Raw genomic sequence first — 15161 nt, 5'->3', positions numbered from 1 at the left:
CCGCCATGCCGACTCCGTCTCAACCCGGGTCTCCCCCTGTCGGCGGACCGCAAGGGGACCAGCGTCCACGCGCCCTGGCCTTAGTGCGGAATGAGCGCGAGGTCGATCTGATTGGTCCAGAGCGCAAGAGCCGCCAGAAGCGCGGCGGCCACCATGAAGCGGGCGTCCACCGCGGGATCCCAGGCGCCGTGCGGGCGGACGAGCCAAGCCAGCGCCGGGTAGGTCACGATCTGCGCCACGCCTTGGCCCACAACCGCACCCACGAGCCCACCCAGATGCAGGCCAATTCCGAGGCCCGCCGTGACCAGCACCGCTCGAACCAGGGTAAGCACGAAGTAGCGCCGGGAGTCACCCATCGCCAAGGCGGCATGATCGCAGGTCAGGATCACCAGGGCTGGCGTCTGCGTGGCGGCGATCAGCACGACGATGCCCGCGGCTTCCTGATAGCGCGCGTCATAAAGGAGCCGTACGAGCGCCCCACCGCCAAAGGCCAGAACCGCCGACAGCCCCAGGAGCGCCACCAGAGCCCCCTCGCGCAGCCGCCGCACCCGCGCCGCATTGGCAGGTGAGGCCAGGGGCGGGGAATTGCAATAGACCGGGATCAGCACGCGTCGCATGACCACCGCGCCCAGCATGACCGGGAGCGACGCAAGCGAATAGGCGATGTTGTAAAGGCCGAAATGTCCAAGATCGAGGTGCCGCCCCAGGATGACCTTGTCCGCTTGGCCGACTGCGAATCCGCACAGCGTCGCCAGCAGTATCCACTTGCCGAAGTGAATGAGCTCTGCAGCCGCGGCAGGCTCCCATCCAAGCCGGTTGCGGTGGCCCGGCAGAAGCAGGTGCAAGAGCATCAGCTGCGCGATGCTGGCCACCACGCCTGATATGACCAGAGCCCAGACGCTTTGAAAGGCCCAGGCCAGTGCCATGGCGACGCAGACGCTGATGACCTGCGAGCCGATCTCCACAAGCGTCACGAGCCCCGCCTGAAGATGTCGGTTCGCCGTCTCGAGCCGGGTGGGAAAGAAGCCCATCACGATCAGCGCGAGCGCCGCGACGGGCAGGAAGGAGTTCAGGTCAGGTTCGCCGTAGAACCAGGCCAAGCCTGGCGTCGCCGCCAGCGCAACCAGCCAGAGAACGACGCCCCGGACGATCTGGATGGTCCAGGCCGTGTCCAGGAACACGGGATCGTCCCCCCGGCTGGACTGCATGATGGCCGGGCCGGTTCCGATATCCGACAGCATGACGATCGCCATCAGGAACACCGAGACCAGGGCCATCATCCCGAACGCTTCGGGAAACAGGAGCCGGGTCAGGATCAGGTTGGTCCCCAAGCGGATCACTTGCGTCGCGCCGAAACCAACGACCGTGATGGCCGATGATCGGAGAACCCGGCGACCCAGGGTTGGAGCTGCGGTTGCGGTCATCGTCCTCGGCTCCAGCTTCCATCTCCGGGCCACGCTCGGACCGCCAGGGCGACCGTGGCATAGAACACGAACCCGACGGGGTCTCGAAGGATCAATCCCAGAAGGCCCGCCGACGTGATCGGCAGCTTGTCTTCGTTGGCCAGGAGTCGGGGGAACCGCTCCGCGATCTCGGCCGTGCCACGGTCCTGGCGGCGTCGGACCCGCGTCAGGGCGTGAAGTCCCTCAGCGATGGGCCAGTCATAAGGTTCGGGCACCAGATGCCGTTCGGACGGTGCGAAATGCAGGCGCGCGTATAGGTCGTCCGCAATGATGGCTGGCCAATCGCCCCATCGGGCGCGTCCGGGCGCATTCACCGCGAAGAGGCCACAGCCGGGCACGCCCTTGGTCATGAAGGGGACGCGGGACCAAAGACGCGCGTAAGCACGAGAGATCGTGCCCCGCGCACGGATGGTCACGCGACCGGCGGCGTAGGCCGCCTCGGGCCGGTCGAGGACACGCACGAGGCTGGCCAGCAGACGCGGCGATACGGTCACGTCCGCATCCAGATAGACCCTTGTATCGCCCCGCGCGGCAAGGTCGCCGGCGTTGAGAGCGCGGAGTTTGCCACCTTGTGGGAGGTCAAGAACCGTCAGGTCCCATCCCCTGGCCCTGGCCTGCTCCTGGAAAGTTGCGGCCACCTCGGCCGTCCCATCCCGGGAGCCGTTGGACACCACGACGATCTCCGCCCCCGTGGTCAGGCCCTCCGAAGCCAGGACCGCGCGCAGGCAGTTCGGCAGGACACGAGCCTCATTCGAGGCAGGAATTATCACCGTCAACATGTAGATACGACCGATCAGCAGTGGCCTTGCCTATCTTCAACGGTCCGCATCCGCAAAGCAAACCATTCTTTGCAGCGCAATGGGATCATATCAAAGCGCTCAGGCACTTCGGACATCTTGTCACGCGGTTTCAGTGCCCCAATGCATTCCGTCATAGGGTTGTTCGCGCATCCGGAAAGCAAGAGAACATCTGCCATGGCATTGCACTTGGCCGGCAACCAAATCTATCTTGGGTTGTAGATCCTGGACAAGCTAGGCCGAAATATGAGTGCGACTTGACCCAATCCAACCCTGAGGACATCCAATCCACCGGAAGTTGCAATAACTGAGTGCTTATCTCGCCCTCTGACTTTAGGTGCCCCGCCGCACTCTATGGATCTCACGACGAGAAGTATATGGCCACCGCTTAGTTGATTGTCATTCGCCGCCTGCCTTACTGCTCCAGATTGTCTGCGACCCGCTATGGATGAACAATATCATCACCCGCTTCGCAAAGTTGCGGATCAGGACCCCTGCTGGTCGGCGGTGTTTCGATAGCTCGCTGAGCACCACGCGCGGAAACTCGGATTGCGCAGCCGTCGCGCCTGCATGGCACTGGTGTCCATAATCGGGCGGTCGGGCCGCAGCGTCGGACCCACATCGTCGACAGCGGCGCGGAACGGCCTCGACCGCAGCCCGGGAAGTCTTATGCCGGAACGCACGACCAGATCAGCAGGGGCGTAGGCTCCACAATCGCGCGCACGAGTCAGCGCACGAAAGGGAACTTGTACAGGATCCGACATCAAACCTTGACGGAGCGTCCCAAGGGCCGTTTGGGCATCATCCTGAGACGATACCCTGCCGATGAGCGTGGGGAGAACTCCAAAGCTCGATCCGTTCGGGACCTGGTGGAACAGGCCAGAGCATCGCGAGCCTGCCCTGGACTCCGGATGTCAGGTCCAGGTCTCATCCTGCATTCCACGGCCCTCTGAGCCTGCCAAGTTGGCCCAGGCACCGGCTAGGCAGCCGGGTTCTCCTTCCGAAGCAGTTGTTCAGCCTCCCCGCCGCCCAGATACCATTGACGCGTCACATCGCGCATCTGCATACCTTCGATCATCACCTCGCGCGGAGCAGCGTGACTGATGAAGTGGATTGGGCTCGCGGTCAGGCCATAAGCGCCGCTGGTATGGACGGCGACCACGTCACCTTCCTCCAAGCGAGGCAGCAGGATCCCTGTCGCGAGCCGGTCGATCGAGGTGCAAAGCGGCCCCGACAGGTCGATCTTCTCCTCGCCGTCTCCACCGCCCACCCGGTGCATCTGGTAGTTCCGGCGGATGACCATTCCGAAATGACCGGAGGCGGGAAGGTGATTGTTCATCCCACCGTCGCAAACCCCGATCCGGGTGCCGCGCGACTCCTTGATCGATACCACGCGAGTCAGGAAATACCCCGCTTCCCCAACCAGATACCGGCCCAACTCAAGGATCAGCTGGGTCCCTCTGAACCGAGGGTCGTTCTTGAGGTCATCCAGATCGGCACCAATCCCCAAGGCCACGGCCGCAAGATCAAGGCCACTGTCGCCCGCATGGTAGGGAATGCCGAGCCCCGACCCGAAGACCAGCTTTTCGGGCGTGAGATCAAGCAACTCGCACGTGCTGCGGAAGCACTCGATGAAGATGCGATAATTGTCGCAGATCGCATCCGGCTTCAGGGATTGGGTGCCCGAGTAGATGTGCAGGCCGACGATCCGCAGACGCGGGAGCGATGCGATCCGGCGGAGATCATCGGATGAGGATTCGACATCCAACCCGAATGGGCTGGGCCGCCCGGCCATGTGGTCACCGAACCCCTTGGGCACGACGGCGGGGGACAGACGGATCAGGATGTCCTGCACGCGGCCGCGACGCTGGGCCATCCGGTCGGCAATCTGCGCCTCCCGGTAGCTTTCGACCACGAGCTCTCCCAGTTCGGAGGCGATGGCTTCATCGATCTCGAAGTCCTGCTTGCCGGGTCCGGTGAAGCTCGCCAGCCGTGCCGCCCAGCCGGCGGACCGGGCCAATCTGAACTCGCCGATCGAGGACACGTCCAGAAGGTCGACCCTGCCCGAAAGCCAGCGAAGCAGTTCCGGGTTGGGGTTGCACTTCATCGCATAGCTGAAGGCGAACCAAGGGCCCAGATGCGCGCGCAACTCCGCGAGACGCCTCTCGATCGCGTCGGTGACATAGACGTAGCTCGGCGTCCCGATGGTTTCGGCCACCCGGGCCAGCAGGCCATCCAGGCCCGTCATGTCAGCGCCGGGTCTCGACATAGGCCTCGATCCGCTGCGGAGTGTCGAAGTTCTCGAGGGTAACGTCGCCGGCGCGCACCTCGATCCGCGCCTTCTCCTCGACAAAGCCGATGAGGTTGAGCATCGCGACCGAGTCCAGAAGCCCATTGGAAAACAGCGCGCTTTCCACGTCGATGGGGTCATCGACGTTCAGGGCATCGCGAAGAAAGTCGATGACGTCGTGGCTGGTCAGGCTCATGAAACACCTTCCTGAAGAATATCGATAAGGCCCGCCTTGGAGCGGGAGATCACATAAGGCCGGTCCAGCTTGCCGCTGGAGGTCCGGGGCATGGCGGCCGGCCACACGTGGAAGCGACGCGGGACCATGTAATGGGGCATCACGCGGCGGCAGTGCGCCATCAGGGCCGCCTCCTCGTAGGCGCCGAGCGGGGTCAGCGCGACATGCACAACCTGACCGAAATCGTCGTCATCCACTCCATAGGCGACGATGTCGGACGCCAGGCCGCTACGAGCCACCAGATCCTCCACCTCGGTCGGGCTGAGACGGAAGCCGTTGGTCTTGATCATGTCGTCCATGCGCCCGACGAACCAAAGGTCGCCGTCCTCGTCCACCCGCACCAGATCGCCGCTGAACACGACAGGCGCGTCCCCGATCAGCCCGGCCAGTTCCGGGCAGGGCCGGATCTTCTGGGCGGTCAGTTCCGGCTTCTGCCAGTAGCCGAGGCTCACGAGGGGACCGCCATGGACCAGCTCCCCCTGCTCGCCCGGACCGGCCAGGCCGATGCCATGCTTGACGACAAAGATCTGCGCGTTCGGAATGGCTTGGCCGATGGAGCCCATCTTCCGGGTGAACCTGTCGGGGCGGAGATAGGTCGACCGGAATGCCTCGGTCAGACCATACATCAGGTAGATGTCCACCTCCGGGAAGACTATGGGCATCCGTTCGAGGATGTTCGGGGGCAGCTTGCCGCCGGTGTTGGTGATCCGTCGCAGGGACGGCATCGGGATCCGGGTCTCGTCCAGATAGCGAACGATCTGGTTCCAGAGCGGCGGCACCCCGGCAAACCCGGTCACCTCATGCACCCGAACCGTCCTGACCAGTTCCGAGGGGATCGCCACCGGCTGATGCACCACCGTGCCGCCAGCCATCAGCATGGTCGTCAACTGGTTCAGTCCGGCGTCAAAGCTGTAGGGAAGCACGCTGATCAGACGATCCTCGCCGGTCAGGCCCAGGTACTGGATGACCGACTCCGCTCCAACCCAGATGTTGCTGTGGGTGAGCATCACACCCTTGGGCATTCCGGTGGAGCCGGACGTATAGATGATCATCGCCAGGCTGTCGGACGCGACGGGAACCTCGGCCACGTCGCGGCCCGAGTTCTGGGCCTCGATGACGTCGTAGCCCTCGGGCAGCGGCGCTCCCGACGCGCCGAGCACGAGCACCCGCTCCAGCGACTCCGGAAGGGGGCGCCCAGCCAGCGCCTTGACCCCCTCCGGTCCGATGACAAGAGCTCTCGCGCCGCAATCGCCGGCCACGTAGGCCAGTTGCTCGGGCGTCCACAGGACGTTGACGTTGACGACCACCGCCCCGATCTTGGCCGCCCCCAGCATCGCGGTCACCTCGGCGATGCTCTTGCGGACATGGACGATGACCCGGTCGCCTGGGGCGATCCCTACTCCGGCAAGATAGGCCGCGACCCGGTCCACCTCTTGGGCCAGTTCCGAATAGGTCACCGCACGGCCCTTGTCCGCGTCGATCAGCGCCGCCTTGTGGGCGCGTTGCGGCAGATTGCCGGACAGGAGGCGATACACGCTGGGCGAGTTGATCATGACGCACACTTGGGCTGGTTGGCATCGGAGCGGGCCGCGCCCTGGGTTCCACCTCCCAGGGGGGCGAGCCGGGCAAACACGCGCGCGGGCGAGCCGACCACGACCGAGTCGGGCGGCACGTTGCGGGTCACGGCGGTGTTCGCCGCGATGCGGACCCGATCGCCGATCTTGACACGCCCCAGAATGGTCGAATTCACGCCGATGAACACGTCGTTGCCGATCACCGGCGCGCCGGGACCCATGTTGGTGCCGATGGTGACGTTGTGCATGACCCCGACGCGGTCGCCGATGACGACGTCGGGGTGAATGGAAAGCGAACCCTCCGCATGAATGATATGGAAATCCTTTCCGATCACCACCTGCGGTGGAATCCAGACTTTGGTCACGTTCAGGATGAAGAACTTGAGCAGGCCATACAATTTATTGGCGAGCCAGCGCATCGCCGGACTCTTCCGATGGATCGCCCATCGCCCATAACGATAAACCACGAGGGAAATGAACGCCGGCTCGACCAGTGAGCGGCCATGCCGTTCATAGTCGCCTCGCAGGACCTCGAAGGCCGATTCGTTTCGGACCGGAGCCCCAGGCTCCGCATGATCGCTTCCGAGAAAAGGACCGAAGCTCGTTACCCTTGATCGACGAAGAAACAAAGCACTCCCTCAGCACTGTCCCGGTTGGCAGACAATCGGACGCTCCGGCCTGGTCCCTACTGGGCCGACACGGCCATGTCGTACGTTCGTCTGATATCTTCCCAATTGGCAGTAAAGCTGTCTGTCCCACTTTCGGCAACAACAAAGGCAAACTTTTGGGCCTGTCTATCCGTCAGGGACTTCAGAATCGAACAAACCCGTTCCGGAGGTTGAATAACCAGAAGAATTGCAGCTTCTGGCATCATCATGATTCCATGGACGAGATGACTGCCCTCGACTCCGGCCACGACGCGGGCACGACCGCAGGCCGCCGCGATCTCATCGAGCGTGGAGTTGGACGGGTCCAGGATCTCGAAACCGAGCTCCTGCGCGAAGCGCTCCGCGATAGCGCGTTCGTTGGCCAAGACGCGGGGATCGCCTCCCGTGCCGCGCATCAGGTAGACGCCTGGAAGGGATGGCTCCCGACCCGGGCCGACCAGCCTTGACCTCAGATCGCGCGCCCGCTCCGCCTTGCCGAGGTTGTTCGACAGGTCGTCGAACAGGACGAGCTCATCGAAGTGCATGTCTCCGACGAACCGCGGCGCGATGGCCAGCCGCGCCTCATAGGCTGGCCTGTGCCACCATTCGCTCTTCGGGATCGTCGCGACGACGGGCAGGCCCGACGCCTCGGCCAACCGATAGGTCAGACAATCCTCGTGGAGCCAGACACCGAACCAGCGGTTCCCGTTCCAGCTTTCGTACACTGCCGCGGACATGGCCTCCCGAGGAGGCCGATACACGGGCACCCGGAGGCTGCGGGGGCGAAGGTGCCGCTGCGCGCCGGACCCGAACAGCACCCCGTCCACCAGATCCACGTCCATGATCCGATAGGCCCTGGTCGGCGGATGTTCGACATCGAACCCGCCACGGAAAACCGCAAGGACATCGGTCAAGGAGGCAAACTCCGTGCCCCTGATCCGATCGAGCTGGCCCGGAAGGTGGATGGCGGGGGGGACATGAGTGACGCCGCCCGGCGCCGCGTCCCACTGATCCCGCGCCAGCATGCTCAGATCAGGGATCGTGCCACTGTAGACTTTGCGGATAAGCCCCGCCACCGGTCGAAATCGGATCACGCTCCGTTCCCATCTTGGCAGGCCGAACCAAATTTCCCCACAGGGCTGGATCAGGATCCACCCCTGCCGGGTTCATCTGAGCGGTCGAGCCCGCTGTTCAGCCCTGTCTCCCCTATAATACAGCATACATGTTTTCCGATCGGGAGGAATGAAATCCCGTTCGGCGGGCGCTGCCCCGGCGAACGCCGGGCCTAATGCCCCTTGGCTTCGGCCGCATCGTCCCACATTCCCGGTCGCGCCTCGATATAGTCGATGAGAGCCTGCGCCACGGTCTCGTGGTCGGACAAGGACGGGTGCCAATCGCAGGCCGAACGGTCCATCTGCGGAAGGATGATCAGATCGACGCGGGCCTCCCCCTGGGCCTTCAGATCCCGAACGATGGCCTGATGAGCCAGCATGTAGTCGGGACCGTACTGCTCCCATGCACCGAGCAGGAGGTACGCCCCGGGATGGGCGCGGCGGATGGCCTTCAGGAATTCGACATAGCCGGCCTGGAAATCGGTTCGGAGGTCGTCGTTGTCGGCCCACCTCTCCCCTTCGGTCAGCGGCGTGGCGAAGTCGTTGGATCCCAAGGCCAGAACGATGATGTCAGGCGCCCACCTGTCCCCTGCCTTCGGCGCGGCTTCATCGGGCAGTGCGCGAGGGTAGATCAAGGGTATCGTGCGCCCAGGCAGCGCACCATCGTAGTTGCGCACCACGCCGATGCCAGACTGCGCCATCGTTTCGTAATCGGCGTGGAAGTGTCGGGCGACCCGCGGACCGAACGCTTCCCGGGTGTCCGTCAGCCCAAGGAGATCCTCAGGCGCGCAGTCGCGGTCCAATGACAGATTGCCGTAGCCCACCGTGTCGGAATCGCCGATGAACTCGATCTGCCGATCCAGTGGGGCTGGCGGAGGTCGGCCGTGGCCTTCCGGCACTCCAATCCCGATGAAGCGCCCTGACGCATCCGGGGATTCGCTGATTTTGTCGATGCGGATCAGGTGCGCGCCCGGACCGAGGCCAGCCAATCGGATCGATCGGCGACCTGGCCGGTTGACGACGATGACAGGCCCAGGCTCCCCGTCCACCGCGATCCGATACCGGTTCAGGCCGTCGTCGAACCCAATCACCACGGTGTCTCCATCGAACCGGCCTGTCGCATAGACACCGGGCCACTGATGCCGGAAACCGCCCTCGCCTTCGGCCGGATTGCCCGGCTCCGACAAGGTCCGGCCGATCAGGGTCAATGGCAGAGCCTGCAGCTGTAGCTTCCCGACCTCGTGCCAACTGAGCTCCGCGACTGTCAGGTCCGGCGCCGAGCCCAGTCGGAGGACCGTCCAGAGAGCCGAGGAAACTGGGGCGGATGTCACAGCGGGCCACCCGGAGCAGGCCCAGGCCAGAAGAGATCCGCCCAAGAGCGCCGACATCCCGACCACCGCCCATAGCCGACCGGCACGCACGTTGACTCCTCCACAACCATGTCGCCAGTCATGACTGGTTCCCGCGCGCTCCGTCCAGTCCCAGCCCGGGATCAGGGCTCCCGAGCGCCTGCCGAGGGTCGTGCCCAGATGACCGCTGCCGTGAGCGCGAAAAGCTCAACCACCCCCGCGCCTGGAAAATCATTCGATCTACCCAGGATTGATCATATAGAACATGAAGTCATTATTTCACAACTTTCAATCGAGTGGAGCCGGGATACGCATTCACAGAATCGAGCTCGGAAAAACGGCGTCGAAAAGGCCGAATCTGCCTCGTATTTCTATTGCATCACTGTTTCCGATCTGGAAATATAACAACATACATGTTGGAAATGTTGACTTTGCATCGGGTTGCCAGGGAAGGCCACGCGACACCATGAAATCAAAACTGCTGACTGCGCTTGTCTACGTAGCACTGGCCTCACCGGCCCTTGCTCATCATACGCCCACCCACAGGGGTGGTCCCCCACCCCATGTGCCGAAGCCTCCTGTCGTTCACCAAGTCCCCGAAATCGATGCCTCGGCGGGGTTGCTCGCCATTGCGGCAGTGGCCAGCATCACCTTGCTTGCTTGGGAGCGGAGCCGTCGTCGTCGCGAGGCGGTTTGAACTTTGCGCTCCATGGCTCGTGCGGGTCCACCCGGACGAGCCGCCGTCAAGGATCGGACCCTCCCTGCGCTGCGGGTCCAGATCAGGTCTGATCGGCGCGCAACGGGGTGGCGACCTGCATCGTTTCGCCCGATCGCGCTGGTCGGAGCCGTCACCGCAACCTGAAACCGAACTCTGCAACCTCCCGCAATCGCGTTTGCCGCTGCCCAGGTCGATGTCTGCCTGGACAAGGATTGACAGCAACGGCATCGGATGGACCGATGTCGCGTTCACCCTGACACTGGTCTGTCCAGCGGCACGGTTTCTGCCGGTTCGATCGCGGCTTGCCGCCCTTGCGCGTTCGCCCTCGTGACTGGCCTCCCGGCTCCTTGGAGGAGCAATGGGGTGGCGGCCAAGCCTGCTTCGGGTCTTCCTCGACCGTATGCAGGCCGTGTCGCCGGAGCAGGCACGTGCCCCTCACCTCAGGCCGCCGTCTCCACTTGAACTCCGGTCGCGGGCATTTCCGTCACCACCTGCCAGACGATCTCCTGCATCAGCCTGGCCAGTGCCACGGAAGGCGGCGCGGCAGCGGTGCTATCGGCCCGCCTCAACTCGCGCGGCAGGCCTGTCGGGTCCTGCCGGTAAAGCACCGCGAAGTGGGCCAGGGCCACGAGATAATTTCCCAGATCATTCAGGTGTATGGGATCGAGCGTTCCGTCGGCGTCCCGTGCGAAGAGATCTTTGCGACTGCCCGCTTCGTCGATGCCGCCGCGCGCTTCGACCTCGCGCACGAAGCGGGCCAGGATCTGACCTGCCGGAATGATGTGGGCCGGGCGAACGGCTGCGTCGACGGACAGGGCGGGCCGGAGGACGCCGCGGTCCCAGGACTGGTCAAGATCGCCGTCCAGCCTCTCGAGCCAGCCATCCGGCGTGTCTAGGGCATGCCACGTCTCGTAGAGGTAGACGCGGATGTCCGGATTGCCGTTGCGGGCCAGTCGCATCCACTTCAGGGCGTGGCCGGAGCTGTCGTGATAGCGGATGGCATCCCGGATCTCGACCATCTCGGTGAAGATGAAGGCGTCGTAGTCACCGCTTGATAGCGCATCGCGCGCGTCCCGGAACCGGGAATGGGCATTCTCCTCGTCGAAGCCGGCGACGGCGTCTTTCCCCTCCCAGTGCGCTTTCAACGTGGCGCCCCAGCCAAGCTGGGATTCGTATCTGTGCCCCGCTGACGCCAGTTGCGCCAGCATCGCCGGCATATCGCGTCCGACCAGGCTATGACCGAGGTGGTACACCCTCAGGGGTCCGCCCGGGGGCGGCGCTGGCGTAGCGTAGATGTCGGCCAGTTCCGCATCGCTGAGTTGCCGGGTCCCCAAGACGTGCCGCAGCCAGCCGCCCAAGATGGCCGTGGCTCCGCTGGCGGCAACGGCGGCGGCCAGAACGCGACGTCGCGGCCAAATCGCTCTTAACGGATCGCGCCAGACGCCGGTCTGGAGCATGCTGAACCTCCCTCACCGTCCAAGAACCGATGTGCTGCAACCCTTGGTCCGAAATCTGCCCATCCGGTATCGCCCGTCGATCCCGCCGATCCGACCAAGCGATGTCCGATCGCCGTGCAGGTTCCGGCCGCATCGCTGTCACCATGGTCCAGACTGAACCGCTTGGGCCTTGTCAGCCAGAACATCGACCGAATCTGGAATGGTCTTAGACTTCGGGCCAGCTTGGGCGTGGCCCGGATCATCAAATCGCAGAGTCGCGTTTCTGAGCTGATCTTCCGATCAAGAACACTCGGGCCAGTTTCGGAAGGATCGGCGCACATACAAGAACAATAGTATCTCATCGCGCACTGAGCTAGGGTGAATCAGGAAGCTGTTGTAGTCGAGCGCATAATCGATGCCGGCCAATGCAAAGCGGATAGGATGGATCGATACGGCCAAAGGCGGCTCTATCCTGCTGGTTGTATTCTGGCATGCTTTCCTGATCGCGCGACTGCATGGACCCTTTCCCGAGGCCCTCGCCACCCTGAACCTTTGGCTCACGCATGTGCGAATGCCAGTGTTTTTCCTGGCGTCCGGAATCCTGTCCGAACGGGTGGTCCAGGCATCCTTCGGGCAACTGGTCCGCAAAAGGATCGGACCTTTGGCGTGGCTGCTCGTCATTTGGACGATCATCGGCAGGGCCATCAACGCCTGGATCCCTCTGTATCCCTGGCTGGATGGCAATCTTCCCCGGCTGAGCGAACTTCTGTGGGAGCCGCAGGGCGAACTATGGTTCCTGTACGCCCTCATGCTGTTCGCCGTGACGGCCCGGATCACGATGGCTTTTGGCAACCTGTGGCGAGCGGTCTTCGTGCTCGCGTTCTTTGGCATCCTGGCCGCCTACAACGAATGGCGCGATGAATATTACACCTACGCGATGGTTTCGAACTATCCGTTCTACATGTTCGGCGTCCTGGGGGCCGCCCTCATACGTCAGGCAACCGCCACCTATGCCCGCGCGTCCGTCATAGCTTTCCTGTGCATTGGCGGGTTCTTCATCGCTCACGCCCTGGTCTCGTCCGGCCTGGTCCAGGGGACGGCCGAAAGCCTGGCCTGTGCAGGTTTCGCCGTGGCCACCGCCGTGGGCGTCCAGGCCGTCCCGGTCCTGCGTCGAACCTTTGACGCCTTCGGGCGCCGTTCGCTGCCGATCTTCCTGGGTCACATGCCTGTCATGGCCGGCATCTACGCCGTCATGCCGGTCCAGCTTCTCATCCTGCATCCTCTGGCCGTGTGGCTTGGACTGTTCGCTACGGCAGTGACCGGGTCCCTGATCCTGGAGTACATCGCCACACGCGTGGGTCTTGGCTGGTTCTACAGGCTCCCAGTCCCGATCCTGCAAGCGGCTTGGCCGCCCGCGTTTGTCGCTGCGGATCTGCGACGCGGGAGCCTGTCCAAGGACGCAGAGTCCAAGGTCGTCGGTCAGAGCTGAGCCTCGCGACCGGAGCCGTCCGATGGCCATGCACCCGGCCCAGACCCCGCGGCTGTCCGCCGCCAGGGGCCAGCCTCAGTCAACCGGATCATGATGTCGGGCCGACGCAGTCCCAAGCGGTCGGGTCAAACTGGATCACGAGAGGCCGACCTCCGTGGCCCGTGGGAGCTACCCGGCACCACCGATCTCTTTGGGGGCGGACGCATGATCTTCGACCAAGGCCGATCGGACTGGGCAGCCTAGCGTTCCCGTTCGATCCAGGCCCCGCCAACGATCAGACCCACCCACTTCCAGCGCAGGGGCAGGTTCCAGACGGTCGCAAACTGCTCCAGGTCCGGGACGGTCCGAGCCCTCGCAAGGGTCACACGTCCACGCATCAGGGGATCGGACCACCACAGGACGTAGAGGTCGCCGTTGTCCAGGTCGTTCGACGCATCGAGCAGACCTTGCGGAAGTTTCCCGTGGGATCCGTTGGCGGACATTTCAGTTGGGTCGGGGCAGAAGCTCATCATCGCACATCATGCCCCGATGCAATTCTTCACAGGCCCCGTCGCGGCCCTCGTTCACTCAGATCGCCTGACATCGCAAGGGGCAGATAGATCAGTGCACCAGACTTTCAAATTCCCCGGCCAGCAGGTTCCGCAGGAGCGGCTGCAACACGCCGGACATGTATCCCTGAGGGACCTCGATGATCCAGACCTCGAAGCGTTCATGTCCGGCAGCTTGTGCGCCCCTGCAGTTATCCCGCCGTCAGTGAAGCGAACGACGCGCCTTACGCAGCCCCAACCAGGTCACGCCGACCACGACGGGCGCCACCACTGCCGCGAGGACCGGCTTCTCGAAGCCCGCGAACTTCTCCAAGGGGCCAAGAAGGTACATCGCCAGTCCCACACCGTAGTAGCTGACGGCCACAACGCTCAGCCCTTCGACCGTGTGCTGGAGCCGGAGTGCCAGATCGGCGCGGCGGTCCATGCTCTCGAGCAGGCGCTGGTTCTGCGCCGACCGTTCCACGTCCACCCGCGTCCGCAGCAGGTCCCCCGCCCGCAGCGCCCGCGCCGACATGGCCTGGAGCCGCCGCTCGGTGCTGCCGGCGGTCCGCATGGCGGGATCGAAGCGGCGCTGCATGAACTCGCCGAAGGTGGGGCGTCCGCCGAAGCGCGCCTCCCGCAGCGCCTCGATGCGCTGGAGCACGATGGTCTCGTAGGCGACGGTGGCCGAAAGGCGGAAGCTCGACCGCGCGACCAGATGCTCGAGTTCCGCCGAGATGCCGAGGAGGTTGTGAAGGGTCTCGGCCGGCTGCTCGTGCTCCGAGGCCATCGCCTCGATCAGCGCCGACAGGCGGCGGTCGAGGTCAGCCATGGGCTGCGCCAGGTCGCGGGCGGTGGCGAAGCCCAGCATGGCCATGGCGCGATAGGTCTCGATCTCGCAGAGCTGCTGGACCACGCGGCCAGTGCGCCGTTCCCCCAGGTCATCGCGGGCGAACACGGCAAAGCGCATGTGCCCTGCCGCGTCGATGCGGAAGTCCCCCGCGACCACCGCCTGATCGTCGAGCACCCGCGACACGGTCAGGCTTTCGGCCACGAACCACTCGGCGGCCTTGTCGACGATGTCCTCCTCGTCCCGGAGCGGCTCCACCCGGATCAGGGCCGAAGCGACCCGCGCGCCCGGCGCCGCGGCCAGCCAGTCGGCCGGGAACTTGCGCAGGAGATCGGGGTGGAAGGCGGGACCGGCCGCCCCCTCCTCCCAGAGGAGGTAGGTCACGAACTCCGTGTGGCTTTCCCACTTCAGCTCGCAGCGCCCGATCCGTCCGGACCAGTGGGTCGCCCCGGGCGCGGGGTGCGGCGCCCCATGCCGGTCGAGAAGGTCGAGGAGATGCGACCGCTCGGCCTCCCGGTTCCGGGCCGCTCCATCCACCGGCTTGATCGCGAGATAGACGGCATCGCCCGGTGCACGCAGCGACGGAAAGGGCCGGGCGTGCAGTTCGTTGGCGAGGGCGACGCGCTGGGGGTGGTCCGGCAGCGCGGCAATGGGCTGGGCAAAGGTCATGAGGC

Annotated in this window: 13 protein-coding genes; 2 read left to right on the top strand and 11 right to left on the bottom strand. The window is 64.4% G+C overall.

Going from position 1 to position 15161, the window contains the following annotated elements:
• Nucleotides 1-80: 80 nt before the first annotated feature.
• From J3P31_RS09330 to J3P31_RS09295, 8 genes are all read right to left on the bottom strand, one after another.
• Complete coding sequence (locus J3P31_RS09330) at nt 81-1424, bottom strand: oligosaccharide flippase family protein (RefSeq protein ID WP_210528167.1); 1344 nt, start codon at nt 1422-1424, stop codon at nt 81-83.
• Nucleotides 1421-2242 (bottom strand): glycosyltransferase family 2 protein, encoded by an 822-nt coding sequence (locus tag J3P31_RS09325; RefSeq protein ID WP_210528166.1) that lies wholly within the window; start codon nt 2240-2242, stop codon nt 1421-1423. Before J3P31_RS09325 ends, J3P31_RS09330 begins: the two co-directional genes overlap by 4 nt.
• 997 nt (nt 2243-3239) lie before the next feature.
• Nucleotides 3240-4508 (bottom strand): type III PLP-dependent enzyme domain-containing protein, encoded by a 1269-nt coding sequence (locus J3P31_RS09320; RefSeq protein ID WP_246849408.1) that lies wholly within the window; start codon nt 4506-4508, stop codon nt 3240-3242.
• Between the two features lies 1 nt (nt 4509).
• Entirely contained in the window at nt 4510-4746 is a 237-nt protein-coding gene (locus tag J3P31_RS09315; protein ID WP_210528164.1) for an acyl carrier protein, read from the bottom strand.
• On the bottom strand, nt 4743-6338 hold the full coding sequence (locus J3P31_RS09310; RefSeq protein WP_210528163.1) for an AMP-binding protein: 1596 nt from the start codon (nt 6336-6338) through the stop codon (nt 4743-4745). Before J3P31_RS09310 ends, J3P31_RS09315 begins: the two co-directional genes overlap by 4 nt.
• Complete coding sequence (locus J3P31_RS09305; RefSeq protein ID WP_246849409.1) at nt 6335-6778, bottom strand: serine O-acetyltransferase; 444 nt, start codon at nt 6776-6778, stop codon at nt 6335-6337. Before J3P31_RS09305 ends, J3P31_RS09310 begins: the two co-directional genes overlap by 4 nt.
• 266 nt (nt 6779-7044) lie before the next feature.
• Nucleotides 7045-8100, bottom strand: a complete 1056-nt coding sequence (locus J3P31_RS09300) for a glycosyltransferase family 61 protein (RefSeq protein WP_210528161.1) — start codon at nt 8098-8100, stop codon at nt 7045-7047.
• Nucleotides 8101-8291: 191 nt separating this feature from the next.
• Nucleotides 8292-9326, bottom strand: a complete 1035-nt coding sequence (locus tag J3P31_RS09295; RefSeq protein ID WP_210528160.1) for an SGNH/GDSL hydrolase family protein — start codon at nt 9324-9326, stop codon at nt 8292-8294.
• Nucleotides 9327-9732: 406 nt separating this feature from the next.
• Here J3P31_RS09295 and J3P31_RS21840 point away from each other — a divergent pair, with 406 nt between their 5' ends.
• A complete protein-coding gene (locus J3P31_RS21840; protein ID WP_368373048.1) occupies nt 9733-10164 on the top strand; it encodes a VPEID-CTERM sorting domain-containing protein in 432 nt (143 codons plus the stop codon).
• Between the two features lie 461 nt (nt 10165-10625).
• Here the strand turns inward: J3P31_RS21840 and J3P31_RS09285 are convergent, their stop codons facing one another.
• Entirely contained in the window at nt 10626-11642 is a 1017-nt protein-coding gene (locus J3P31_RS09285) for a hypothetical protein (RefSeq protein ID WP_246849410.1), read from the bottom strand.
• A 394-nt stretch (nt 11643-12036) separates the two neighbouring features.
• On the opposite strand from J3P31_RS09285, the gene J3P31_RS09280 reads away from it, so the two are divergent.
• Nucleotides 12037-13110 (top strand): acyltransferase family protein, encoded by a 1074-nt coding sequence (locus tag J3P31_RS09280; RefSeq protein WP_210528159.1) that lies wholly within the window; start codon nt 12037-12039, stop codon nt 13108-13110.
• 239 nt (nt 13111-13349) lie between these two features.
• Here J3P31_RS09280 and J3P31_RS09275 read toward each other — a convergent pair whose 3' ends face one another.
• Nucleotides 13350-13622: a hypothetical protein gene (locus tag J3P31_RS09275; protein ID WP_210528158.1), complete on the bottom strand. Its 273-nt coding sequence runs from the start codon at nt 13620-13622 to the stop codon at nt 13350-13352.
• Nucleotides 13623-13860: 238 nt separating this feature from the next.
• Entirely contained in the window at nt 13861-15156 is a 1296-nt protein-coding gene (locus J3P31_RS09270; RefSeq protein ID WP_246849411.1) for a DUF3422 family protein, read from the bottom strand.
• Nucleotides 15157-15161 lie beyond the last annotated feature (5 nt).

Source organism: Rubellimicrobium arenae, assembly GCF_017916275.1.
Lineage (GTDB): Bacteria > Pseudomonadota > Alphaproteobacteria > Rhodobacterales > Rhodobacteraceae > Rubellimicrobium > Rubellimicrobium arenae.
Note: the sequence above shows the minus strand (reverse complement) of the source record. Positions and strands in the feature narration are given on the sequence as shown.